This is a genomic window from Corynebacterium macclintockiae, assembly GCF_027570165.1.
GTDB lineage: Bacteria > Actinomycetota > Actinomycetes > Mycobacteriales > Mycobacteriaceae > Corynebacterium > Corynebacterium macclintockiae.
The window spans coordinates 14,506-39,640 of sequence record NZ_JAKMUV010000004.1; the positions used below are offsets into that span (position 1 = coordinate 14,506).

The following is a 25,135-nucleotide window of genomic DNA, read 5'->3' on the forward strand; positions in this document are numbered from 1 at the left end:
AGATAGGTTCACGCGCAGACTCTGTATAGATCTGCGAACAACGCGGAGTTCATACCAAAAGCGGTGTTAGCTTCCCCGATCAGTTCAGTGCGCTGCCTTGCGGTGAGAGGCAGGTTATCGAGGCGCTGGCGATAATTGGTTCGGTAAGGAGGGATCTTGCCGATGGCGGAGAAGTCATAGAACTTCAATGCCTCAGGAGCGACATTGTAGAGGTCTGCTACACGTACAGCGATGACCTGACCGCCGGAAATATCCCCGAGGTAGCGGACATAGTGATGAGCGATCACTCGTACAACGTCTTGTTCTCCGAAAGAGTCGAGGCGATCTACATACCGCCGGGTGGCGGGCAGTAGTTCAAGTTGTTCGCGCCAATCGGAGCCGAGGCAATACGTCAGATCGTGTTCCAACGCAGCGCAACGTTGTAGGCGCGGATCGGCAATAGCCGACCCGATGGGAGTGCCGGAGACTCTTTCTACAGCGTTCTCTAGAGCGCTGTAGACAAACCAGAGTTGTCCCGAAAGCGCATACACCGCTTGAGCGTCAAGCTCGCCTTTGAAAAGGGTGCTCATGAACTCGGATCCTTCTGCGCGCCCGTGCGCCTCCGCAGTGGCATTGCGCAGTGCCTGAGAGATCGGCTCGGCTGTGTTAAAGCTTGTGTTTGAAAGTGTGGAGGTCGAAGCCATCACGTTATTCCTTTCGAAAGAGTTTCAAGATCCGCGTGGAATCTGGAATTTGTCGCTGAACGAGAAAAGGGAACTCGTTATTAGCGCAAGTTGTGGTGGCGTAGGAATTCATCAATCTTCTTGTGAATGCCATCGAGAGCGCCAGACACGTTGATCGCGTGGCCAATGATCGCCAGCATGCCTAGGATTCCGACCGTGCCAAGAATGTAGTTCCACACCTTTCCGAACTTGCCCAGCGAACCTTGGCCTTGCCCCTGGTCATCCGGGTTGTCTGGGTTGCTCGGGTTGTCCGGGTTGCTGGGGTTGTCCGGGTTGTCTGGGTTGCTCGGGTTGTCTGGGTTGCTCGGGTTGTCCGGGTTGTCTGGGTTGCTCGGGTTGTCTGGGTTGTCTGGGTTGCTCGGGTTGTCTGGGTTGCTCGGGTTGTCCGGGTTGTCTGGGTTGCTCGGGTTGTCTGGGTTGCTCGGGTTGTCCGGGCCGGAACCACCTTCATCATCCGGATTCGGCTCCCCTGGCGTTGCACATTTCTTCTCGGTGGTCAGAGAAACATTGATGTCATCCAGCTCTGGCTTGTAGTCCGCCGAGTAAATGCCCATGAATAGGACGTCTACACCCTCCACAATGCTCTTGTCCCCATCCGTTCCTGGCTTAGGAACGTAGGTCATGCTGCTTGCATCAAGCGTGACAGTGTCCCCGTCAACCTTCCAGTTTCCGTGCCCCTTCGAGAACACGTCCCTGCCGGAAACCTTGTTCTCTTCGATACGGTCCTCAGGCGTATACTCAGTCATGTGCTTGCCAGGCACGTAGTATCCCTCATAGCTGGCGCCGCCCTGAATACTAGCCCCCTCGGCCGTGATGTAAGGGGACTTGAAGTTCGAGTACAAAGCACCATGATGGCCTTCAAAAACGACATCGGACGGCTTGGTGCCGATCTCTGCCTTGGTTACGTTGCCCTCGGAATCGACCTCAATGCTAGATACACTTGGGTCTACCTGGAATTGGAATTGGAAGTCCTTGGACTTCTTGTTGGCAGGATCAGATTCCTTAACCTCACCCTTCGTTTCCCAGCTTCCCTGAGCGATTCTCCCCAGGATGTAGCTGCGGAAGCTCTCCTTCAATCCCCAGTTGAAGGTACCGCCAGTGATAACAGTTTTGCATTCAGGTTTAGCCTGAGACGCGCCCTCCTGTGCCGATGCAACGGGTACGGAAAGTGCAGCAGTGCCCAGGGCGAAGGACATCATAGTGCCGAGCATGGCATTTCGAGTTGACTTAATAGACATGAGAATTACTCCTGATGAATGGATCCTAGGGACTTAGCCCTAGTGAATGGGAGGGTGGATTGATATGCGGAAAGCAGTTGAGCTACTGCAGCAGGCGGATCCCTTCGCCGCGGACGGACAGAGATGTCATTATCCGCACTGCGGACAACTTCGATGGGCCAGTCATAAACGCTGGAGAGGATCTCGTCGGTATAGACCGAATCAACCGATCCATCGGCGGCAATTCGCCCATTGGATAGACAGACGATGTGATCGCAATACGCCGCAGCTGCATCGAGGTCATGCAACACAATCACCACCGCAGTTCCAACTCTGTGAGCGATCTGCTGCATCAAGCTCAAGACTTGTTCCTGATGACGGATATCCATCGCCGCGGTCGGCTCGTCTAACAACACCACCGGTGTTTGCTGGGCCAATACCCGGGACAATGCAACCCGAGCACGTTCGCCACCGGAAAGAGTGACGATGTCACGAACTGCCAACGTAGTGGAACCGGTGGCGTCCAGAGCAGCGTCAACAATGAGCTCATCCACACTGCTATCGACTGTCCCTCGCCACGGTCGCCGTCCCATCGCCACAACATCTCGAACAAGAAACTCAAACGCGACTTGGACATCTTGAAGCAACACCGCACGGCGCCGCGCCATCGTCCTTGCATCAGCCCGAGAGGGGTCTAATCCGGCGACGGAAACCACACCCTGAGTAGGTTTAATATCCCCAGACAGCGCGGCAAGCAGCGTCGACTTACCAGCACCATTCGGCCCAATGAGCCCTGTGACCTCACCGGCACGAGCGACAAAACTAATGTCACTGAGCAACCGCTTGGGGCCAACGTCGACGGTAAGGCCAGATACCTCAATGGCCCTATCGCCAATAGCCATACTGTTTGTAGTCGCATCGCTACCGTGAGCACTCATGCATGAATCCCCTTTCGCATCATTCGGCGCAGCAGAACGAAGAAAGTCGGGCCGCCGACAAGGGCAGTGAAGATGCCAATAGGCAAATCTGCGAATTCAATCAATGTGCGGGCAGCCACATCGGCCAGACCAATCAAGACCGCCCCGCCAAGCGCAGAAGCAGGGATGAGGAGATAATTCTCCGGCCCCATGACCGTTCGCAATAGGTGCGGGATAATCAGCCCTACGAAGCCGATGAGCCCAGCAAAGGCAACTGCGCCTGCAGTGAGTACGGTCGCAGCGATGATCGCAATCACTCGCAATTGACTTACATTGATCCCTGTGTGACCAGCGGCTTTCTCACCCAAAGCAAGTACGTCTAGTGCCCCACCCATCCGTAGGGCTACGGCAATTCCAACCATCGTGATCGGCAAAACCACCCAAACGTGCTTCCACTGGGCACCATTTAGGGATCCCATCTGCCAAAAGATGATCTCTTCCCGACTGGCGGTCGGAGCCAAATAGACCATGAAGGAGATAATTGCTCCACACACGGCATTAACCGCGATACCTGTGAGAACCAGATTGATAACCACAACTCGGCCTTGGCTTCGAGCTAGCTGGTAAATCAGGCCAGCGGCAACCAATGCGGAAAGAAAGGCGAAGAATGGAACGGTGAACGTGCCGAAGAAAGCAAGGTTAAAGACGATTGCCAACGCCGCACCAACCCCGGCTCCCGAGGTCACGCCGATAATCGATGGCTCGGCCAGTGGGTTGGCAAACACCGCCTGCATCAATGTTCCAGCCACACCCAAGCATGCACCGACTAGGAACCCCAGCAGGATGCGCGGCAAGCGAATATCCCACACTACGCTGGAGGCCAGACCTGAATGATGGTCTTTCCCCAGCAAGATTGAACCTAAATCCTGCAGTGGCACGTAGTACTGTCCAAGCACGATCGATAGCACCGCAGCAACAAGCATAAGCACCACAAGTGCACCGAAAATCCCTACCCGTCGGCGCGTTCGCGCCCGGAGAAACTCGTTCGTGTTAACCGTGTGGGTCATATAACGCCTTCGCTGTCCGCAAAAGTGTTTGCCCAGTCATAGGACCGAACGCCAGCGATTGACCATCTGGAATCGTGATTACGCGCCGCTTCTGCCCTGCTGTGGTTTGGGCTATGCCGGGGCGTTTGAGCAGACCTTCGATCCCTCCGGTGGATTCCAACCCGCCGGTCATCATGATGAACGCATCTGGGTTTAACCTAGCTAGCGACTCCGCATTGGCTGGTTCGATGTAGGAAAGGTTGTTCTCCGTCCCCACGTCAACCGCACCAACGCCCTCGATCAGGTCTTTGGCTCCGGTCCCTTCGCCCATAATAAAGAACACTCCACCATTTCCACGAGCATAAAGGAATGCCACCCGCATCGGTGTAGAGGGCACCATCTTCTTGATGGTCTCTTTATCCAGATCTATTTCCTCGACTGTGCGATCTGCAAGCTTTTCCGCATCCTCCGGGAGCCCCACGACAGCACCGAGCGTGGTGATGTCCTCGGCCACCGAATCGATCGTGCGGGTCGGTTCCATGACCACGGTGGTCACGCCCGCCTGACGAATCTGATCGATAGCGTCCCGTGGACCGATGGAGTGGTCCACGATGACGATATCCGGCTCCAACGACAACACGGCTTCCACGTTGATGTTGTGCCCACCCTGAGTGACCACTGGCCTGTCGGCCAAGATGTTTTCAGTAGAAGAGACCGTGCGGCCTACAATCCGGTCGGCAAGCCCCAGGCCAGTAAGGGTTTTAGTGTAAGTGCCATACAGGTCTAGAGCCAGAATCCGATCTAGCTTATTAACCTTGACATCGTGGCCGTCTGCGTCGGTCAGCTCCACCGGCAGCTTCGGGGATGGATTCTTGGTCACAGGCTCCACATCCGTGAAGTCCTTGACCTCCGAAACTCCCTCAAAGCTACGGGGGTCCTGCAGATCAGCGGCATTCTTGATGTCGTTTCGCAGAGCAGCATCAGCTTCGGATTCATAGGCGCCCTTAACGCCACACGCAGCGAGGCTGGCCGTGCAGATAAACAACACACAGGTGCGGAACGCTAACCGCACAGTTCGATTAGGAACAATGGACATTAAAACGTGCTTTCTAACTGAACAGTGTTTTGCCACCTAGTAGGCGGATTAAGACGGATTACTTACAACCAGTCGACCGATGCTTCCACCTGCGACGATGACTCCTACGATCAATCCGAGAAGGTAAGAAGTCGGATTCTCATCCTGGCCCTCAGCCGCAACAGGCTTAACCTTGAATTTGCTCGATCCGTTTTCGTACCCAGCCGATGAAGAATCGCCGTCGACGCCATTGCCGAAACCGTCCTTATTGCCGGCGAGCTTCGCGGCGGCAGCATTGTGCGCGGCAGAAGAACCACCGCCCGATCCACCCGCATTCGATCCAGATGCTGAAGTACCGCCCACTGCGTCGCAGTCACCCTGGCCACCTAGCTGGGCGCTGAAAGATATCGGCGCTAGCTGGGTTCCCGGATCGTAGAATTCAGCGAAAGCTACGGAACCATCCTGGGTCAGCGATACACTCGCCTCTCCGCTTACTGAGTTTTCCGAGACATCAAGGGAACTAAAGCTCAGGTCTCCCAGCACTGTGCGCCCGAAGTCTCGTTTCTCGCCTTCCATGTTTGAAGAACGAACATCGGCAACAAGCCTTCCTGTTCCACCGTTGAACTGGATCTCCGGATTAGCAATGTTCAGGTCGAGAATTCCGTTGTGACCGGTGAATTGCATCGCGCCACCATAGGAAATCGTTCCCTGCTGCGAAGATGTATCGACGTTGCCACCGTTGCCGGTGAACTGATACTTGCCACCGCTGTATCCGACCCCGCTCAAATCCCACTTGCCCTTAGCGATAGAGCCGGTGATGTACGACTGGAAGGATTCTTTCAGAGCCCACGATGCCTTGGCGCTTTCGACTGCCTTGACCGACGCGCAGTGCAGATCTCCACCGCCACCAGCTGCTCCGCCTGCAGCGACACCGCCACGGGTTGTTCCGCCTCCGCTGGAGGCCGACCCGCCGCCTGTTCCGCCGTTTCGCGCACCACTGTTTCCGGATCCAAGCGATGCTCCACCAGAGGCCGATCCGCCACCAGAACCGGAGTTGGAGTTGGAGCTCGTTCCGGAGGTGGAGCTAGTTCCGGAGTCGCTTCCGCTAGAAGATCCGTTCTTACCGCGCCCGCGATTGACGAAAGATTCATACTCGTCCAAGAAGGCTTGGGAGTTACCCATGAAAGTGGTCAGGGCGTTCATCGTGTCGTTCGTCTCAGACAGAATTCCCATAGCTTCCTTGTTAAAGCCGGTGAAGTTGCCATCGATCGTGGTCAGCGTGCGCTTTTCGCCCGATCCCGAGCCACTGCCCGAATCTGATCCACAGCTGCCGTCCAAAGCAACTGAGCCACTGGTTGGATCCATCGAGGTTCCCGCCTTGTAAGCGAGAAACAGCCGACTGCCACCTTGAGTAAGCGTCGTAGAACCAGAAAGGTTTACGCTCCCTGAGCCGGGGTTCACCGGGGTAGACAGGTTCACCTTGGCGATGACTTCATCGTCGCCAGTGATTTTGGCTCCCCGTTTGCTCTTATCGACCATGTCCGACTCATAGGAGACATAGTCCACCAGGATCTCGGCGGTTTTTCCTTTTGCGCGTACCTTCCAATCGGAGAGCGTCATATCTAGCAGGTCATCGCCGCCATAGTTGTGACCGTTGAAACGGAGAACTCCGTTTAGCGGAACGGTCACCGTATCGCCGTTTACCTGGGGCTTTTGGGGACTGAACTGGAAGGTGCCATTCGGGCCGGTCTTATCGCCGGTAAAGCCGATACCGTCGCCACCCCATCCGCCTTTAGCAACAGGGCCTTGGATATAGGCACGGTAGCTCTGCTTGATACCCCAATTGAATTCACAGGTTCCCGCCGCTGAGGCAACGGGAGTAGCGACCGTGGTAAATGCTACGGGAGCGAAGGCAAGTACGGAGGTGGCGGCCACGGCCGTGGATGTACGACCGAACGACCGTCGCACCGAGCCTCGACGTGATCCAAACAGTGAAAGGTGCATGCTGATCCTACTCAGAACTGAAACATCAAAAGACTTACGCAGCCTTACCTTCTACCCAGGATTTACCACTAACTTAGGATAGTGTTACCCTAATTAGGTAAGGCTCAACTTAACTGAAAGTATCATGACGTCAGCCTAAGAGACAGAAGCATCTTGTGTTTAGCTTCGTCTCCCACCCCCACCTCTCACCCCCGAGAAAGGACACGAAGGATGACCGCATACACCCCGGCCCCTCTGGCCAACCTCTACCCTGAAGTAGACCCCCACCAGGCAATTCCGCTTTCCGCGACCGAACGCTTTGCCCTAACCGTATCGATCGGCGTGATGGCATACGGCGCAGTAGTCGGCGACTTTATTATCGCCGGAGTCGGGCTGGCACTAGTCGCCATCGCATGCGTCGTATGTTCTCAGAAAACGCAGCGCCGAATCCGCTCCCAAGCCCGCGGCCGCTTCCCCAGCGAGGACTGGGTCGAATACAGAACCGCAAACAGGTTGAATCTGAACCTCTTCCTCCCCCTATGTATCGGCTCCATCGGCGCCCTGATCGTGGCCGGTTTTTGGTACATCCCGCCGGAGCACGCAACACTGGGCGGCATCATCATTGCCATCGTTTCTGCCGCCACCATTTGGTTCTTGCCAGGCCTGAACCCCATGTGGTCGAAAGACGAAGAATACTTCGTACCCGAAGAAATATATGACGACGAGGTCGAGCTTCCAGGATCAGAGTTACAGCCCGACGAGTACGTCTATGGAACTACCCCTTCAGCGACCACTTCGCGCCATCGGCTGTATCCGTAACCTCAATGCCGGCCTCGGCCAGGCGGTCGCGTACCTCGTCGGCGGTGGCCCAGTCCTTGGCCGCGCGGGCTTCGGCTCGGCGCTCCAGCTCGGCCTTGACCAGCACATCCAGGGCTCCCATCGCCACATCGGAGCCACCGGCGGCGGCCTTGGTGGATTCGAGCCAGGTATCGCTCAGCGGATCCACGCCCAGCACGGCAGCCATCGCGCGAACCTGTCCGGCGATCTGCTTGACCTGCTGCTTTACCTCGTCCGTGGGCTTAGCCTCCAGTAGCTTGTTGCCCTCGCGAACAATATCGTGGATCACGGCCAACGACTGCGGTACGGCCAGGTCGTCATCCATCTTCTCCGCGAACCGCGCCGGCACTTCGCCGACCGGCAGCGCCTGCGGGTCCACGGCGGTCTCTCCGGTGACGAACTCGATGGCGCGCACCAGGAACTTCTCGATGCGGCGGTAGCCCGCAGCGGCCTCGCCCAGCGCAGCCTCGGAGTACTCCAGCATCGAACGGTAGTGCGCGCTGCCCAGGTAGTAGCGCAGCTCAACCGGACGCACCAGCTTCAGCACATTCGGGATAGAAAGCACGTTGCCCAGGGACTTCGACATCTTCTCACCGGACATCGTCACCCAGCCGTTGTGCATCCAGTAGCGCGCGAACCCATCCCCCGCTGCCGTCGCCTGCGCGGCCTCGTTCTCGTGGTGCGGGAACTGCAGGTCCAACCCACCGCAGTGAATGTCGAACTCACTGCCCAGGTAGGTCGTGGCCATCGCGGAGCACTCGATGTGCCAACCCGGGCGGCCACGGCCCCACGGAGTATCCCAGGCCGGCTCGCCCGGCTTGGCTGCCTTCCACATGGTGAAGTCGCGCGGGTCGCGCTTGCCGGTACCCGCGGATTCACCCTGATCCATCTCATCCAGCTTCTGGCCGGACAGGAAACCGTAGTTATCGATCGTCGCGGGTTGCGCGTACACGTTGCCGTCTGCGGCGTAGCCGTGGCCGTTGTCGATGATGCGCTGCATGTACTCGATCATCTGCGGCACGTGCCCTGTGGCGCGGGGCTCGATGGAAGGTGGGGTGACGCCCAACTGGTCATAAGCCCAGTTAAACGCGCGCTCGTGCGTGGCAGCCCACTCCCACCACGGGCGGTTGTTCTCCGCGGCCTTGGTCAGGATCTTGTCGTCAATGTCGGTGACGTTCCTTACGAAAGCGACGTCCAACCCCTTGGCCTCTAGCCAGTTGCGCAGAATGTCAAAAGCAACTCCGCTACGCACATGTCCGATGTGCGGGATCGACTGCACGGTCGCTCCGCACAGATAGATCGAGGCATGGCCTTCACGGATAGGCTCAAAGTCGCGGAGCTGGCGGGCGGCAGTGTCGTAGATTCGCAAAGTCACACCACACAGTATAGGCATGCGCATCCGGCCTCTTTCCCCTGCGTGTCAGTATCGTGGAAGGCATGCACACTCAAAGCACCACGAGATTCGCCACCATCCGCCTCAACAACCGGGATGCGTGGCAGCCCATCGCCGTCACCTCCTTTTCCGCCGAAGGCGGCGAGGGCAAACTCCTTGCCGAATTCCCTTACAAGGCGCCGATCAGCAGCACGGAGCTGGATTCCCTCCCTACCGTTACCTTCACCGCCGACCAGCTGGGGCCGGTCGTGCCGAACCCCGGAAAGATTTTCTGTGTAGGCCTCAATTACCGGGAACACATCGCAGAGATGGCTCACCCGATCCCGGACCACCCCACCCTGTTCGTGAAGTACGCCTCCGCCTTGGCGGGCCCGTTCGACGAAGTCGTTGTTCCCCCAGAGCTCTCCGCGCAGGCGGACTACGAGGGCGAGCTTGCTGTCATTATGGGCGAGTCCGGCCAGATCGCGGGCTACGCCGTGATGAATGATTTCTCTCAGCGCGACTGGCAGTACCGCACCCAGCAGTGGCTGCAGGGCAAGAACCTGGACCGCTCCAGCGGATTCGGCCCATGGATGGTTCCCGCCGAACACTTCGATCCGATTGCGGAAGGGGCTGTCTTACGCACCTGGGTCAACGGCGAACTCCGCCAGGAACACAGCGTTGCCGACTTGGTGTTTAAGCCACAGGATCTGGTGGATTACATCAGCAATTTCGCCTCGTTGGCACCTGGTGACGTCATCGTGACGGGCACACCAGAGGGCGTCGGCCATGGCATGACCCCACCGCAGTACCTGGCCGATGGCGACGAGGTGCGCATCGCTATCGACGGCATCGGGGAAATCTGCAACCGCATTAACTGCTGAGCTGAGCCAAACGCGGCTCGGCCTTCTTGATGGCGCTCCGCACTGCCGCGAAAAGTAACAGGCAGATGGGAAGCGCAATCACAATCACACTGATCCTGGGCGACCAGAACAATGGCAGGTATTTGCTTGGCAATACCGATATGAGCAGGCACTGGGCTGCGGTTAGCAGAAGCAGTCCATAGAAGCTCTTTCGCAGGTCTGCCACCAAGCATGCGCCGAAAATCACCGACAGTGCAATAAGCGTGTACTGCAACATCCCTGGGTTGCCCAGGACCGCGACAACGCCGCATTCGCCCAAGCAAATCCCAAGGAAAAGCCAGTCGCAGGCCGCCCACGTGCGGCCAGTTAGTTCTTCCAGCTGGGAAAGCCGGTTATCCCAGAACATCACCGCAGAGCTAACGATAGCGATGGAGAACACGAAGTTAAACGGAACGACTCCGGACGAACTCCACGAAGCCCAGGGAATGGGGATCGTGGTCGTGCCGAACAGGACGGCGCCCACGAGGGCGAACACCTGAAGTATCACCGCGTAGGTCGCGGAATGACCGCGCCAATAGATTTGTGCTCGATGCTGGGCAGACACTATCCCTCCCAACACTCGGAGTTCGCCCGATCCAGGATGAACTTCACGTCCACTCCCTCATTCGTGCCATGCACCCCGCGCCATTGTCCGGAAGGCGTCAGGGTCGCTCGTTCCAGTTCTTCTTCCGTCAGATCGGGAAGAGACTCCGCTACGGATACGGGTTCCTGCGGAGTTCCCCAACACGATGGAGCCCCCTTAAGTGCAGGTTCGTTGCTGAGGAGTTCGACCAGGAGCGCGTGTTTTACTTCCTGTTGCTGATTCGAGTGGGCGAGCCAGATGTCGCCGTCCCGTTGCGGTTCGGCGTCAATCAACCTATAAGTATTGACGCCCAAAGATTCCCACACCTTGCGGTTTGCATCTACCTGCTCAGATGGGGTTTCGCGCCAGTAACACACCGCTCCCTCGCAGATCATATGCTCTTGGGGGCGGGGCACCGCGGAACCATAGTTTCCGTCTTGGGCGATTCCGTAGCCTAATCCACAGCTCACGCCGAGTAGAACAATGGCGGCCACGCGAAGTGGCCACGCGGACAGCCCCGGAAGCCAATTTCCATGAAAAGCCGCGGTCAACAGCAACGAGCAAACGCATATAGCCCCCAGCACCAGCGCCGAAGCCTTCCACAGAATCGGGTCCACGCTCTGTGATACTTGGCAACAAGAGCTGAACGGTTGCCCGAACATTTGTCGCCACGCCACGTTTGAGAGCGACACTGGGTAAGCGACCAGGATATAAGGAAGAAGCAAGCCGACAGCGATCGCCACAATTGCTGGTAGGTACAGCCCTAAAGTTGCCCCCAAGCTCAGCCATGCCACGCCGTGAAGAACAATAAAGACCAACCCCGTTGCAAGGGACTGTGCGGACTCTACGTAGCCGATATCCGCCAGCTGCACTGCGAGGTACGCCAACACCACTGCCACCGCGAGCAATAGCGGAAGCGCCAAGGATCTGAGCCAGACTTTAAAAACATCCTGCACAGAGCCGCGGGACTTAAAAAAGGAACGGAAGCGTGCCATCTCTTTAGCACCGATAAAGCCCAGGATTGGCCCCAGCGAATAGTAGATGGCCAAGCTGTTGGAGACTGCGTTGTCCTGCGTAGGCACCGGGTTGGCGTTGAGTGCAATGCTCAGCAAACCAAGTGCTGCAGCTGCGAGCACCAAAGCAACGTTGATCGCATTAATCCTCGACATGGCCACCGGTCCTGGAAAATGCCTCCGCAAGGTTTCTCACAGTGTCGGAATAGCGATGTGACTCCCCCGGCTCTAGCGAACCGCGCCCAACTCGCAGAAAATCGCTCATTGGCCCCTGGAACTCAACCTTTCCTTCATGCAACACGAGTACATGCTCGAACGGCTTCTCCACTTCCAAGGGCTGATGACTAGAAACCCAAAGGCCAACGCCCGCTTCCGCAATGGATCGATAGAGCCCTTGCAGATCCCGCTTCGCCAGTGGGTCGAGTGCGGCGCTGGGTTCATCCAGCAGAATGTGCTCCGCGTTAGAGTTCAGGGCTGTTGCAATTTGCACGCGAGCCTGCTGCCCACCGGACAGCTTGCTGCATTGCTTATGTGCGTGTTCCTTCAAACCTACGAATTCAATCCAATAGGCCGCGGTCCTCTTGCTCTCCGCCCAACCGGCACCATTAAGCCAGGCGACGTAGGAAACATAGTCGACAACGCGCGCACCATTGATGTTTTCGAAATGCTGCGGGACGTACACCGCTCTGCCCAACTTCGGTACAGCGCCTTCAGACGGTTTTAACTGGCCGGCAAGCAACTTCATAAGCGTAGTTTTACCGGCACCGTTGACACCCAGTATGACTGTTGGGCTAGTGGGAACCTCAAGCGAGTGGACCTCGACCCCTTCATCAGAGCGCGGGTAGCTAAAAGAAAACGAGTAGCTTTTCGACAAGAAAGTTCCAAACCTTTAATGCGCAGGGGTTCTGTTTGATGGAACAAACCTACGAGGGTGCGAAAGGATTGTCAATAACTAGTTCTGCGCCTGCCACACAACCGCCGTCGCCACGGCCGCCACGCCCTCGCCACGGCCGGTGAAGCCCATGTGATCGGTCGTGGTCGCAGAGACGGAGACCGGCGCGCCGATCAGCTCTCCCATCACCTTCTCGGCCTCCTCACGCCGGGTGCCCATCTTCGGGCGGTTCCCCACCATCTGCACCGCCGCGTTGCCGATCACGAACCCCTTAGATTCCAACAGCTCGCGGCACTCGCGCAGTAGGCGTTCGCCGGAGACGTTGTCGTATTCCTTACGCCCCACCCCGACGAAACTGCCCAGGTCACCGAGCCCGGCGGCGGAGAGAAGCGCATCCACTACCGCGTGCGCCACCACGTCGCCATCGGAGTGGCCTTCGCAGCCATCCTGCCCCTCCCACAGCAGGCAAGCCATCCAGCAGTCCTTGCCTGGCTGCACCTGGTGAGCATCCGTCGCAATGCCAACGCGGGGAATGATGTGTGGGGTATTCATGCGGTCTGCCTCTCGCCTCTGGTTACGTCCTACTTGTCTGCTGCAGGCTTTCTAACTTTCGCTGCCATTCAGAATCATCTGTGCCACGCGGTAGTCCTGGGGCGTGGTGATCTTCATAGCCAACGGGTCGGCATCCACCGCCACCACCGGGAATCCTGCCATCTCCATCAGTGAGGCATCGTCCGTCACCAGCGGCAACGGCGAAGCACCCACCCGATCCACCGCGTGCGCGGAGCTGATTTCCGTCGTGCGCAGGTACTGCTCGTTAGCCTCGATCAGCTTCTCCAGGTCAAATACCTGTGGCGTGGCAGCTGCCCGCAGGCTGGCGCGGTCGGGGGTTTGCTCCACGACTGTCTGCCCTGCGCGCGGGCCGGAGGTGGGGGCGTCAATAACTTTAATAGTGTCCACTACCGGCAACACCGGGATCGCCCCGTACCAGGAACCATCTGCGACACCACGGCGGGCGCGGTCGACGACCTCGGCGATCATGGCGGGTGGGGTAAGGCAGCGGGCGGCGTCGTGGACGGCGACGAAGCGCCCCTCGGTGGCCTCGCCCGCAGCGCTTAGCCGTCGCTGGATCGCAACCAGGCCCGCGTACACGGAGTCGAATCGCTCGCCGCCGCCAAGCTCCACGCTGACGGTCATGGGTGCCCATTCCGCGGCGTTGATGGGATCGCCGACGATGCGCTCGGCGTGGTCGCGCATGTTCTCACTGACCAGCACAATCGCTTGATCGATGCTTTGGGACGCCGCCAGGCCGTCCAGCGACCGTTCCAGCAACGACCGACCGTTGAGCTCGACGAAAGCCTTCGGGGTATCAAAGCCCAGACGGGTACCACTACCGGCGGCGGCGACGAGTGCGTAGACGTTCGCTGTCACGGCGCTGGCCTGGATTAGTCCTCGCCGTCCAGCTCGTCGTCCAGGTCGATGGAGCCACCGGACTTAGAATCCTCATCCACACCTGCGGCACGAGCCGCGGCGGCAGCCTCGCGGTGGCGCTCGATGGCGGCCTGCATGTCGGCCAGCAGCGCGTCGGTCTTGTTATCGTCCACGCCTTCAGCCAGGGCGAGCTCGCCCACGAGGATCTGGCGGGCCTTGGCCAGCATGCGCTTCTCACCCGCGGACAGGCCACGGTCCTGGTCGCGGCGCCACAAGTCGCGCACAACCTCGGCAACCTTATTCACGTCGCCACTGGTCAGGCGCTCCTGGTTCGCCTTGTAGCGGCGGGACCAGTTGCCAGCCTCTTCCACATCGGTCTCCCGCAGCACGGAGAAAACCTTGCGCAGGCCTTCTTCACCCACCACGTCACGCACGCCGACCTTCTCGGCGTTTGCGGCCGGCACGCGGACGGAAAGGTCGCCCTGGTTGATGCGCAGCACCAGGTAATCGACGGTTTCCCCCTTGAATTCCCGTTGCTCGATGCCCTCGATGACAGCGGCGCCGTGGTGCGGGTAAACGACCGTATCTCCGACTGCGAACTCCATAAGTGTTCCTCTAACGTCCTTCCGAAAGGCTGGGGCGGGATGTGATAGGCACTGGGAAAAACAAGTGCGCAAATACCCGATAGATTCTACCGCAATCGCCCGCACTACCCGCATTTGGGGCATAAAATCCCCAGCAAGCACGCACTAGGGGGCACTAATTACTACTAAAGGCCTCCTTGGCTAGGTGTACTAGGGGGCTACAGGCTAGGCTGGACACAGACGTTTTTATTCAACTGCTTTAAGACATGCCTCAGATGGAGGAACGCATCGTGAAGACCCTCAAGGCCCAGCCGCTAAAGACGACCTTTGCCCGTGGTGCGCTGGCGCTGGTCGCTGCAGGTTCCGCGCTCGCACTGTCCGCGTGTGGCGCAGGTCAGATTTCCCAGACTTCCAGCCAGGTGGCCGCCGTCAACGGTGCGCACGGCAACGCTGGCCACGCTGACGTCCAGGACGTGTCCGTGGTCGTTGGCCCGGATAACACCCTGGCACTGAAGTTCACTGTCACCAACGAGGACGAAAAGGGCAAGGCCGTCAAGGTTGAGTCCGTGAAGGTTGATGGCAAGGAGGTCTCCGGCCTGGATAAGAAGGAGATCCCGGCGGGTGGCTCCCTAGTTGCTGACGGCAAGTTTGCTCTGAAGGACGTAGAGACCAAGGGCCAGAGCCAGCTGCAGTACGCTGAAACCTCCGTCAAGGGTCTGAAGGACGTTTACGTCGGCGGCCACAAGAAGGTCACCTTCAAGCTGAACGTCGGCACCGTTGAGCTGAACGCTCCGGTAACCGCATACGTTCCGGAATCTGGCCAGCTGCACCGCGACGAGGATGGCAGCCTGACCAACAAGTAGGTCACCTAGGCGGGTCGCCCAAGCCAGGACCCGCCACAAAATCGAACATACGCCGTCGCCGGACATTGGTCGTCCGGGGCGGCGTTTATTGTTGTGCACATGGCAAGTAAGTCGAGCAAAGCAAGCCGGGTTTTCGTATGTGCCTCCTGCGATCACCAGCTGTCCAAGTGGATGGGGCGCTGCCCACAGTGCGGGGAGTGGGGGTCTCTGGAAGAACGGGACACGCGCGCCCTCGGGGCGCTGGGGATCGCCGGTGTAGCTGGTGGAACGGGTGGTTCTGGGCGCCGCGGGCGCAGGGGCGGAGGATTGGTGCCGGGGGCCAGCGCCCAGCCGGTGACCAAGGTGGACCCGACCATCGCCAAGCACCGACCGACAGGTATCGGGGAACTGGATCGGGTGCTGGGCGGCGGCATCGTGCCAGGCAGCGCTGTGCTGCTTGCGGGCGAACCGGGTGTGGGTAAATCCACCCTGCTGCTGGAGGTCGCCGCCGCGTGGGCAAAGAAAGGCCACACAGTACTGATCCTCACGGCGGAGGAATCCGTCGGACAGGTACGCCATCGCGCGGAACGCACCGGCGCGCTGCACGACAACCTCTACCTGGCCAGCGAAAATGACCTGGAAAACGGCCTGGCACAGGTAGATGCCCTCAACCCGGAGCTGATCATTGTGGATTCCCTGCAGACCATGCAGGCCACCGGGGTGGAGGGCGTGGCCGGCGGCGTGGCCCAAACTCGTGCGGTCACCAGCACGCTAACGACCCTGGCCAAGATGTCTGGCACGCCCGTCATCGCCGTGGGCCACGTGACAAAGGAGGGTACGGTCGCAGGCCCTCGCACCATCGAACACCTGGTGGATGTGGTGCTGAACTTCGAGGGCGACAAGCACTCCTCCATGCGTTTCCTGCGGGGCATCAAGAATCGCTTCGGCGCGACGGATGAGGTCGGCTGCTTCGAACAAACCGCCCACGGAATCCAGGAGGTTGCTGATCCTAGCGGGCTCTTCCTGCACCACCGGACCGAATCCGTAACTGGTACCGCGGTGACTGTGGTGATGGACGGCCGTCGAGCGATGGTTGGAGAGCTACAAACCCTGGCTCTCAACAGCGAATTTAAGAACCCTAAGCGATACATGACGGGCATGGATGCCTCGCGCGTATCGATGGTGCTGGCGGTGCTTTCGGAACGCTGCGGCCTACCCCTAGCGGATAAGGAGGTCTACGCTGCGACGGTGGGTGGGATGAAGATCCTGGAGCCCTCGGCGGATCTAGCCACGGGACTCGCTCTAGCTTCCACTGCTAAGCGCACGCCGCTCCCCCTCGGGCTGGTGGCTTTGGGTGAAGTCGGTTTGGGTGGCGAGGTGCGCCGCATTCCGCAACTCACCCAAAGGCTGGCAGAGGCCAGCCGTTTGGGCTTCCACACCGCGCTGGTGCCGAAGAACTGCCACTACGAGGCGCCGAAGGGGATGAAGGTGAAGGAGGTTTCCACGCTCTGCCAGGCCGTCAATTACTGCCTGGCCTCCGCCTAGCTACGGCGAGGCTAAACGAGAGCTACTGCAGGTTAAACGAGGCCGGCTGGGACGTATTGTCACCCACGTGGGTGTACAGCAGGTAGCTGCCCGGATCGACGGGCTGGCGAGCCTCACACTGGCCCGGCGCGGAGGTCGTGCGGGACCAACCGGCCAGTTCGTAGTTCACTGCCTCGCCAGCCTTGATCTTTACGTCCCCGGTCACCTCCGGCGCATTGCAGTCGATATCGCCCCACACGCGCTGGTAGTTGCCCATCGTGAACACTTCGAACTTCAGCGGAGCATCATCAAGGTTGATGTCGCAATCCGCGCCAGTCGGGTTCTCAATCCTGGCGTAGAAGTTCGGCTGCTGATCCGCGTTGAACGTCGTCGCCCCTGGCCGAGCGGTGACCTTCAAGTCGGCCAGGGAGCAAGAATCCTTCTTCTTGTCCTCTGACGCCTTCGCCTCCGACTCCTTACTTTCGGACGCCTTCGCCTCCGATTCACTAGGATCCGCACCCTTCGGCGGCTCTGGCGGGCTAGACATGTCCTGCTGTTCGGAAGTAGTCGTGGCAGATTCGGTAGCGGCCGTGTTCTCGGATTCCCCTCCCCCGCTGACCAGGCTGATCAAACCCCAGATCACGCCGATCACAGCGACCAGAATCACCACCGCGGCAATGCGGCGACGGATATACACTTCGCGTGGCAACGGGCGCCTGTTGTCTTCCTCAGTCACACAACCAATGCTAAATGCTGCCCACCCGCACACGGCGGATAGACACGGGTTGACCGCCTAAAATAGCCCACGAAATGGCTAGTAGATGCGCTGCGCACCCTCAACATCTAGCCCGTAACTGACCAGTGGCTCGGCCAGCCCATCGGACAGGCGGTAGCGCAGTCCAACCACGGCGCAACGCTTGTCCGCCAGGCGCGCCTGGATCTCCGGCGAACGATCCACGATGTGGTCGGCGATCTCTGCAACGTGGTTGCGTTCGAAGGCGTCACTACTTTCCATCCCGCGCTTCTTCGCCGACAGCAACGAGGGCGTAACCTTCTCCACCAACACGCGCTGGAAGCCGGATGGCATGTCCCCGCCGTGCAGCGCCCGGGAGGCCGCGGCGACCGCGCCGCACTTCTCGTGCCCCAGCACAACCACCAGCGGCACCTCCAGGGAATCAACCGCGAACTCCAGGGAGGCCAGCACGGACAGGTCGGTGATCTCCCCGGCAGTGCGGATCACGAACACATCGCCCAACCCCTGGTCAAAGAGAATCTCCACCGGCGCCCGAGAATCGGAGCACGCCAGCACCACTGCCTGTGGCTTCTGCCCTTCCTGCAGGGTGATGCGACGGCTGAGGTCCTGGTGCGGGTGGTCAGATTCACCGCGCATGAATCTGGCGTTGCCCTCGCGCAGGCTGTCCCATGCCTCCTGCGGGGTTTTGTGATGGCTCGAAGTCATGCATCCATTGTGCACCGCGCTACAGTGATTCGTGCAATGAACTCCCCACACGCTGACTCCTCGGACTCGGCAGCCGAGCTGCCCGCCAAGCTGAACAACTGGTACGCCCGGCACGCTCGCGACCTGCCGTGGCGCCACCCGGATACGAGCCCGTGGGCGATCCTGCTCAGCGAAGTGATGAGCCAGCAGACCCCAGTCGCCCGCGTGATCCCCCTTTGGACGGCCTGGCTGGAACGCTGGCCCACCCCGGCTGATCTGGCGCAGGCCCCGAAATCCGAGATCCTAAGAATGTGGGCCAACCTGGGCTATCCCCGGCGCGCTCTACGTCTGAAGGAGTGCGCGGTCGCCTGTGTGGAACGCCATGGCGGTCAGGTTCCCAGCGACATCGCCGACCTCGAAGCCCTGCCGGGGATCGGCCACTACACCGCCCGCGCCGTCGCCGCTTTTGCGTTCGGTCAGGCCGTGCCGGTCGTGGATACGAACGTCCGCCGCGTCTACCGGCGCCTTGTCGACGGCCACTACCTGCAAGGTCCCGCCCGTGCGCGCGACTTGGCGGATGTGGCATCGTTGCTGCCCCACCTGGATCCGGACCCTCGTTTGGTTCGACGCCACCTCCCCCGCCCGCCGCACTCTCAGCCCACCGACCAGCCCACCGGCCAGCCCACCGACTCGACCGCCACCGCAGATGCCGCAGAAGCCACTGATGCCGCGAATCTGATGTGCGCGGCGCTGATGGAACTCGGCGCCCTGGTGTGCACCGCGAAGAGCCCGGCGTGCGACCGCTGCCCCGTGGTGGACGACTGCGCGTGGGTGAAAGCGGGCAAGCCGCAGCCCACCGAGGAGGAAGCGGCAGCCGCTGCCCGGCGCGTGCAGAAATTCGAGGGAACCGATCGCCAGGTACGCGGAAAGATTATGGAACTATTGCGAAAAACGGGGGACGGTGGCGTCACAAAGAAAGAAATAGACCTGCTGTGGTCCGGGCAGGAACAGCGCGAGCGAGCCCTGCAATCGCTACTTAACGACGGGCTTGTGGCCCGTGACGAGGGGAAATACCACCTGCCGCACTAAGCAGCGCTACGCAAGCGGTTTTGTGCGGCTTAGGTTTCACGAGTAGATGTGCATTAGAGTGATGTGAGTTACCCAAATCACAATAGGAATGTTTTATGTCGACTCCTACCTCCTCGACTGGCAAGCGTCCGAACACGACAACCACCGTGGCGGCCGTAGGCCTGATGCTGTTTTCCATGTTCTTCGGCGCCGGCAACCTCATCTTCCCGCCCATGCTCGGTGTGGAATCCGGTGACAACTTCTCCCCCGCCATGATCGGCTTCCTCCTAACCGGAGTGCTCATGCCGGTGCTGACGGTCATCGCCATCGCAATCTCCGGTACCGGCGTGCGCGACCTGGCTTCCCGCGCCGGTGCGCTTTTCGGAATCATCTTCGCCATCGTCGCCTACCTGTCCATCGGCGCACTGTACGCCGTGCCCCGCGCCGCAGCCATCGGCTACGAACTGGGCATCGAGTCCACCTTCAACCTGACCGGCGGCTGGTGGCGCCTGGCGGGCACGTTCGCCTTCTTCCTGGTGTGCTACCTGCTGACACTCTGGCCCGGCAAGGTCGTGGACACCCTAGGCAAGGCCCTCACCCCAGTACTGCTGATCTTGCTGGCCGTGCTGGCCATCGTCGGCCTGCAGAAGCTGAACGATCCCAGCATCCCGGCGACGGAGGAGTACTCCTCCAACCCGTTGGTCAGCGGCATCTCTCAGGGCTACTTCACGATGGACTCCATCGGCGCGCTGGCGTTCGCGCTGATCGTCGTGAGCGCCTTTAGCCAGAAGGGCGAAACCGATCACAAGCGGATCGTCAAGCTCTCCGGCATTGCCGCCTTCACCGCCGGCTTCTTCCTGATGCTGGTTTACTTGGGCCTGGGTCTGGTCGGCGCTCGCATGCCGGATAAGGAAAGCTACAGCGATGGCGCTGCACTCCTAAGCTCCGCTGCACACCTGACCATGGGCAACACCGGTGAGATCGTGTTCTCGCTGATCGTTCTGCTGGCCTGCATCACCACCGTCGTTGGTCTAACCGCGGCGACGTCCACGTTCTTCCACGAGCTGGTTCCGCAGATCAGCTACCGCTGGTGGGCGACGATCCTGACGCTCGTCGGCCTGGCGATCGCCAACCTGGGGCTGGAGAAAATCCTGAGCGTATCCGGCCCGGTCATCGGTCTTATCTACCCGCCGGCGATCATACTGATCACGCTGTCCTACGTGCACCTACTGTTCCGCCAGTACAAGCTCGTGTTTTCGTACCGCATCGGGGTGGCCGTAGCCTTCGTGTTCTCCTTCGTCGACTTCCTGGCTTCGCTGAACGTTCCGGTCGAGTCGGTACAGAATGCGCTGAGCTGGATTCCGCTGATGGACGCCGGCATGGGATGGCTGCTGCCGACCGCTGTCTTTACCATCATTGGCCTAGCCATCGACCTGAGCCGCAAGGTGCCCAATGACGAGGACGAGGAAGTGGACCTCGAGGCTCTGGATCCGTTCACAGCCAATGTGGACGAAGAAGCCCCAGTTTCTCAGTCCTAACTAGCGATATCTAACACTTTTCCGGGGGAATACGTTTAGGATTTTCCTATGACGTTTCCCGTTAAGAGTTTCCACCGCTTTCGCTTCACCCGTTTCACCCGTTCCCTAGCCGCGACCTGTGCAGTTCTTCTGCCCGCGGCCGCCGTATCCGCCACGCCTGTGGCTGTAGCCGCCCCATCCCAGGGCGGCTTTTATGGTTCCGTGGAAGGTTCGCTATCCAGGGCCGCAGCCACGGGCAGTGGCAAGTCCGCCGTCGGCTCCCTGCCTAACCACGATCCGGACGGGTTCTACTCCTCCCTGCCGCTGCAGGTGAAGGGCAAGCCAGGGGAAATCTTGAAGACCGCCCGCAGCAACTTCGCACTTGGCATCCCCTTCGTCGACTGGACCAACAGTGAAGCCCAGCGCGTGGCTTATGTTTCCACCAACTCTCGCGGTGAAACCGTCCCCGTCACCGGCACCGTCCTGGTGCCCCGAGCCCCCTACACCGGCGGCGGCGAGCGTCCTTTGCTGGTCGTTGCGCCGGGCACCCAGGGCAGCGGCGATGCGTGCGCCCCGGGCAAGCTGCTGCCACTGGGGCTGGAATACGAGGCCGCCCCTGTCGCCGCCGCGCTCTCCCGCGGTTGGGCGGTGGCGCTGACGGACCTGAACGGTTTGGGCACCCCGGCCCAGCACACCTACATGAATCGCGTAGATCAGGGCAACGCCACCCTGGACATGGCTCGCGCAGCCAAGAACATGCAGCGGGTGCCGAAGTCCGCGCCGGTAGCGCTGTGGGGTTACTCGCAGGGCGGTGGATCTTCCGCCGCAGCACTCGAGCTGGCCTCGACCTACGCCCCCGAGATCAACCTGAAGACGGGCTACGCCGGCGGCGTGCCGGCCGATCTGGCCATGACTTCCACCGCCATCGACAACGGCCCACTGGCCGCTGCTTTGGGCTACACACTGAATGGCTTCCTGATCTCTAACCCAGAGATCCGCGATGCCGTCGAGTCGCGCATGAATGCCAAGGGCAAGGAATACTTGCGCAAGACCGCCAGCGAGTGCCTCCCCGAATCACTGGCGCGCCACGCCTACACCGATACGCGCACCCTGACAACGTCCGGCGAATCGCTCACGGAACTGTTGCGGCAGGAGCCTTTTAAGAAGCTTGTTGACGCCCAACGCATCGGCAACCGCCCACCCCAGGTCCCTGTGTACGTGGGGCATGGCACGAATGATGACACGATCCCCGTGGAGCAGAGCCGTCGCATGGCCCGCCAGTGGGCCGAGGGTGGCACGAAGGTGCACTACGTGGAGCACAACATCCCCCACACCGTTCCGCTGGGCGATCACATGCTGCCGATGTTTACGCACCTGCTGCCGGCGCTGGACTGGCTGGATAGTGTGCTCCACGGCCGCCCAGTGCCGTTCAACAAGGCTTAGTTAGCCTTTCTGGTTCCAATCGTCGCTGGAGTCTGCGGCGTCAAAATCCTTATCCTCCGGAACGGAGGATTCGGCGGCGACAGACACAGCCTCCTGGGCCTCGTCGGCGGCCGCGTCGTCAATGCCGACCTCCGGCAGCGGCTTGGGCTTGGTGCCGAAGACGAACTTCGCATCCTCACCCTTGGACTCGCCGTCCCAGTTCTCGACGTCGACGGTGACGATTTCGCCAGCGCCGATCTCGCCAAACAGGATCTTCTCGGACAGGTGATCCTCGATCTCCCGCTGGATGGTGCGGCGCAGCGGACGGGCACCCAGCACTGGGTCGAATCCGCGCTTGGCCAGCAGGGACTTCGCCTGCTCGGTCAGCTCCAGATCCATGTCCTTCGCCTGCAGTGCGGTACGTACGCGGCCCAGCAGCAGGTCCACCATCTGGACGATCTGCTCGCGGGTCAGCTGGTGGAAGACCACGATGTCGTCGATGCGGTTCAGGAACTCCGGGCGGAAGTGCTTCTTCAGCTCGTCGTCGACCTTCTGCTTCATCCGCTCGTACTGGGTTTCCTCGTCGGCCTCGCCGGAGCTGCTGAAGCCCATGCCCACAGCCTTCGAGATGTCTCTGGTGCCCAGGTTCGAGGTGAAGATCAGGACGGTGTTCTTGAAGTCCACCATGCGGCCCTGGCCGTCGGTCAGGCGACCGTCTTCCAGCACCTGCAGCAGGGTGTTGTAGATCTCGGTGTGGGCCTTCTCGATCTCGTCGAACAGCACCACAGAGAACGGCTTGCGGCGGACCTTCTCGGTCAGCTGGCCGCCCTCGTCGTAGCCGACGTATCCCGGAGGGGCACCGAACAGGCGGGATGCCGTGAACTTGTCGTGGAATTCGCCCATGTCGATCTGGATCAGCGCATCGTCGTCGCCGAACAGGAACTCGGCCAGCGCCTTCGACAGCTCGGTCTTACCCACGCCGGACGGGCCGGCGAAGATGAACGAACCGGACGGGCGCTTCGGGTCCTTCAGCCCAGCGCGGGTGCGGCGGATGGCGCGGGAGACAGCCTTGACGGCATCGTCCTGGCCGATGATGCGCTTGTGCAGCTCGTCTTCCATGTGTAGCAGGCGGGTGGATTCTTCCTCGGTGAGCTTGAACACGGGAATGCCGGTCCAGGTGCCCATGACCTCGGCGATCTGCTCCTCGCCGACCTCGGCGACTTCGTCCAGCTCGCCTGCGCGCCAGGCCTTTTCCTTCTCCGCGCGCTCTTCGCCCAGCTTGCGCTCGTCGTCGCGCAGGGCTGCTGCCTTCTCGAAGTCCTGGTCGTCGATGGCGGCTTCCTTCTTGCGGCGTACCTCGGCGATCTTGTCGTCGACATCCTGGATGGACTTCGGGGCGGTCATGCGCTTGATGCGCATGCGGGCGCCGGCCTCGTCGATCAGGTCCACGGCCTTATCCGGCAGGAAGCGGTCGTTGATGTAGCGATCAGCCAACTGGGCGGCGGCCTTCAGGGCACCGTCGGTAATGGATACGCGGTGGTGCGCCTCGTAGCGGTCGCGCAATCCCTTCAGGATTTCCACGGTCAGCTCGACGGAAGGCTCCGGCACCTGTACCGGCTGGAAGCGGCGCTCCAGAGCCGCGTCCTTCTCGATGTGCTTGCGGTACTCGTCTAGGGTGGTCGCACCGATGGTCTGCAGCTCGCCGCGAGCCAGCTTCGGCTTCAGGATGCTGGCAGCGTCGATCGCGCCCTCGGCGGCACCCGCACCGACCAGCGTGTGGATCTCGTCGATGAACAGGATGATGTCACCGCGCTGGTTGATCTCCTTCAGCACCTTCTTCAGGCGCTCCTCGAAGTCACCGCGGTAGCGGGAGCCCGCCACCAGGGAACCCAGGTCCAGGGAGTACAGCTGCTTATCCTTCAGCGTCTCCGGCACCTTTCCGTTGACAATGTCCAGCGCCAGGCCTTCCACCACAGCGGTTTTACCCACACCGGGCTCGCCGATAAGCACCGGGTTGTTCTTAGTGCGGCGGGACAGGACCTGCATGACGCGCTCGATTTCATTCTCGCGCCCCACAACCGGATCCAGCTTGCCATCCTTAGCGGCCTGGGTGAGGTTACGGCCGAACTGATCTAGCACCAGGGAGTTGGACTTCTGGCCAGGGCGGTTCGGTACACCTTCACCGGTGCTGCCCACGCCAGCAGCAGCGGGCTCGCCGCCGCCTTCTTCCTCGTTACCCTCGTAGCCGCTGAGCAGCTGGATCACCTGCTGGCGCACGCGGGACAGGTCAGCGCCGAGCTTGACCAGCACTTGCGCTGCCACGCCCTCACCCTCGCGGATGAGGCCCAGCAGGATGTGCTCGGTGCCGATGTACTTGTGGCCTAGCTGCAGCGCCTCGCGCAATGCGAGCTCCAGGACCTTCTTGGCCCGCGGGGTGAAGGGAATGTAGCCGCTCGGCGGGTGACCGCCGGTGCCGATGATGTCCTTGACTTCGGTACGCACGGCGTCCAGGGAGATACCCATGGATTCCAGGGCCTTCGCTGCTACGCCTTCGCCCTCCTGAATCAGGCCGAGCAGGATGTGCTCTGTGCCGATGTAGTTGTGATTCAGCGCGCGGGCTTCTTCCTGCGCCAACACAACGACGCGACGCGCGCGATCCGTGAACCTCTCGAACATGGTGTGCTCCCTTTACAAAAGATGTGGCTAGTTTCCAAAGACTTAGCTTGTGTATTCGCCAATGCTGCCCACCT

Annotated in this window: 23 protein-coding genes; 7 read left to right on the forward strand and 16 right to left on the reverse strand. The window is 60.4% G+C overall.

Annotated features, from left to right (window positions below; translation table 11 throughout):
* Nucleotides 1–8 precede the first annotated feature (8 nt).
* The 6 genes from L8U58_RS04915 to L8U58_RS04940 form a co-directional block, all read right to left on the reverse strand.
* On the reverse strand, nt 9–683 hold the full coding sequence (locus L8U58_RS04915) for a biliverdin-producing heme oxygenase (RefSeq protein WP_034974929.1): 675 nt from the start codon (nt 681–683) through the stop codon (nt 9–11).
* 80 nt (nt 684–763) lie between these two features.
* Nucleotides 764–1,960 (reverse strand): HtaA domain-containing protein, encoded by a 1,197-nt coding sequence (locus L8U58_RS04920; protein ID WP_269954820.1) that lies wholly within the window; start codon nt 1,958–1,960, stop codon nt 764–766.
* 5 nt (nt 1,961–1,965) lie between these two features.
* A complete protein-coding gene (locus tag L8U58_RS04925; protein ID WP_035007594.1) occupies nt 1,966–2,841 on the reverse strand; it encodes a heme ABC transporter ATP-binding protein in 876 nt (291 codons plus the stop codon).
* A 32-nt stretch (nt 2,842–2,873) separates the two neighbouring features.
* Entirely contained in the window at nt 2,874–3,923 is a 1,050-nt protein-coding gene (locus L8U58_RS04930) for a FecCD family ABC transporter permease (RefSeq protein WP_034974928.1), read from the reverse strand.
* A complete protein-coding gene (locus L8U58_RS04935) occupies nt 3,907–4,998 on the reverse strand; it encodes a heme/hemin ABC transporter substrate-binding protein (RefSeq protein ID WP_035007512.1) in 1,092 nt (363 codons plus the stop codon). The genes L8U58_RS04930 and L8U58_RS04935 overlap by 17 nt, the downstream gene beginning before the upstream one ends.
* A 48-nt stretch (nt 4,999–5,046) precedes the next feature.
* A complete protein-coding gene (locus L8U58_RS04940) occupies nt 5,047–6,981 on the reverse strand; it encodes an HtaA domain-containing protein (RefSeq protein WP_080716680.1) in 1,935 nt (644 codons plus the stop codon).
* Between the two features lie 210 nt (nt 6,982–7,191).
* On the opposite strand from L8U58_RS04940, the gene L8U58_RS04945 reads away from it, so the two are divergent.
* A complete protein-coding gene (locus L8U58_RS04945) occupies nt 7,192–7,779 on the forward strand; it encodes a hypothetical protein (RefSeq protein WP_034969824.1) in 588 nt (195 codons plus the stop codon).
* Here the strand turns inward: L8U58_RS04945 and cysS are convergent.
* Entirely contained in the window at nt 7,736–9,172 is a 1,437-nt protein-coding gene (cysS, locus tag L8U58_RS04950; protein ID WP_210382690.1) for a cysteine--tRNA ligase, read from the reverse strand. The genes L8U58_RS04945 and cysS overlap by 44 nt on opposite strands.
* A 62-nt stretch (nt 9,173–9,234) precedes the next feature.
* Here cysS and L8U58_RS04955 point away from each other — a divergent pair, with 62 nt between their 5' ends.
* Nucleotides 9,235–10,053, forward strand: a complete 819-nt coding sequence (locus L8U58_RS04955) for a fumarylacetoacetate hydrolase family protein (protein ID WP_070550651.1) — start codon at nt 9,235–9,237, stop codon at nt 10,051–10,053.
* Here the strand turns inward: L8U58_RS04955 and L8U58_RS04960 are convergent.
* The 6 genes from L8U58_RS04960 to L8U58_RS04985 form a co-directional block, all read right to left on the reverse strand.
* Nucleotides 10,043–10,636 carry a hypothetical protein gene (locus tag L8U58_RS04960; protein ID WP_269954821.1) on the reverse strand — a complete coding sequence of 198 codons (594 nt, stop codon included), beginning with the start codon at nt 10,634–10,636 and terminating at the stop codon, nt 10,043–10,045. The genes L8U58_RS04955 and L8U58_RS04960 overlap by 11 nt on opposite strands.
* Nucleotides 10,636–11,823 carry a hypothetical protein gene (locus tag L8U58_RS04965; RefSeq protein WP_034969815.1) on the reverse strand — a complete coding sequence of 396 codons (1,188 nt, stop codon included), beginning with the start codon at nt 11,821–11,823 and terminating at the stop codon, nt 10,636–10,638. Before L8U58_RS04965 ends, L8U58_RS04960 begins: the two co-directional genes overlap by 1 nt.
* The gene (locus tag L8U58_RS04970) at nt 11,810–12,541 is read right to left on the reverse strand and encodes an ATP-binding cassette domain-containing protein (protein ID WP_035002660.1); all 732 of its coding nucleotides are present in this window, start codon (nt 12,539–12,541) and stop codon (nt 11,810–11,812) included. The genes L8U58_RS04965 and L8U58_RS04970 overlap by 14 nt, the downstream gene beginning before the upstream one ends.
* A gap of 78 nt (nt 12,542–12,619) precedes the next feature.
* Nucleotides 12,620–13,111: a 2-C-methyl-D-erythritol 2,4-cyclodiphosphate synthase gene (ispF, locus tag L8U58_RS04975; protein WP_034965389.1), complete on the reverse strand. Its 492-nt coding sequence runs from the start codon at nt 13,109–13,111 to the stop codon at nt 12,620–12,622.
* 51 nt (nt 13,112–13,162) lie between these two features.
* Nucleotides 13,163–13,990 (reverse strand): 2-C-methyl-D-erythritol 4-phosphate cytidylyltransferase, encoded by an 828-nt coding sequence (locus L8U58_RS04980; protein WP_035007514.1) that lies wholly within the window; start codon nt 13,988–13,990, stop codon nt 13,163–13,165.
* A gap of 14 nt (nt 13,991–14,004) precedes the next feature.
* Entirely contained in the window at nt 14,005–14,595 is a 591-nt protein-coding gene (locus tag L8U58_RS04985; RefSeq protein ID WP_035007515.1) for a CarD family transcriptional regulator, read from the reverse strand.
* Nucleotides 14,596–14,849: 254 nt separating this feature from the next.
* On the opposite strand from L8U58_RS04985, the gene L8U58_RS04990 reads away from it, so the two are divergent.
* Complete coding sequence (locus L8U58_RS04990; RefSeq protein WP_269954822.1) at nt 14,850–15,437, forward strand: hypothetical protein; 588 nt, start codon at nt 14,850–14,852, stop codon at nt 15,435–15,437.
* A gap of 99 nt (nt 15,438–15,536) precedes the next feature.
* The gene (gene radA / locus L8U58_RS04995) at nt 15,537–16,961 is read left to right on the forward strand and encodes a DNA repair protein RadA (RefSeq protein WP_034992439.1); all 1,425 of its coding nucleotides are present in this window, start codon (nt 15,537–15,539) and stop codon (nt 16,959–16,961) included.
* A 22-nt stretch (nt 16,962–16,983) separates the two neighbouring features.
* Here the strand turns inward: radA and L8U58_RS05000 are convergent, their stop codons facing one another.
* Entirely contained in the window at nt 16,984–17,676 is a 693-nt protein-coding gene (locus tag L8U58_RS05000; RefSeq protein ID WP_034974918.1) for a hypothetical protein, read from the reverse strand.
* Nucleotides 17,677–17,754: 78 nt separating this feature from the next.
* Nucleotides 17,755–18,399: a carbonic anhydrase gene (locus L8U58_RS05005; protein WP_269954823.1), complete on the reverse strand. Its 645-nt coding sequence runs from the start codon at nt 18,397–18,399 to the stop codon at nt 17,755–17,757.
* Nucleotides 18,400–18,435: 36 nt separating this feature from the next.
* Here L8U58_RS05005 and L8U58_RS05010 point away from each other — a divergent pair, with 36 nt between their 5' ends.
* The 3 genes from L8U58_RS05010 (at nt 18,436) to L8U58_RS05020 (ending at nt 22,406) form a co-directional block, all read left to right on the forward strand.
* Nucleotides 18,436–19,467 carry an HhH-GPD family protein gene (locus L8U58_RS05010; RefSeq protein ID WP_269954824.1) on the forward strand — a complete coding sequence of 344 codons (1,032 nt, stop codon included), beginning with the start codon at nt 18,436–18,438 and terminating at the stop codon, nt 19,465–19,467.
* Between the two features lie 95 nt (nt 19,468–19,562).
* On the forward strand, nt 19,563–20,984 hold the full coding sequence (gene brnQ, locus L8U58_RS05015) for a branched-chain amino acid transport system II carrier protein (protein ID WP_269954825.1): 1,422 nt from the start codon (nt 19,563–19,565) through the stop codon (nt 20,982–20,984).
* A gap of 48 nt (nt 20,985–21,032) precedes the next feature.
* Nucleotides 21,033–22,406 carry a lipase family protein gene (locus tag L8U58_RS05020; protein WP_269954826.1) on the forward strand — a complete coding sequence of 458 codons (1,374 nt, stop codon included), beginning with the start codon at nt 21,033–21,035 and terminating at the stop codon, nt 22,404–22,406.
* On the opposite strand, the gene L8U58_RS05025 is transcribed toward L8U58_RS05020, so the two are convergent.
* Nucleotides 22,407–25,061, reverse strand: a complete 2,655-nt coding sequence (locus L8U58_RS05025; protein ID WP_269954827.1) for an ATP-dependent Clp protease ATP-binding subunit — start codon at nt 25,059–25,061, stop codon at nt 22,407–22,409. It abuts the gene before it with no gap.
* Nucleotides 25,062–25,135 lie beyond the last annotated feature (74 nt).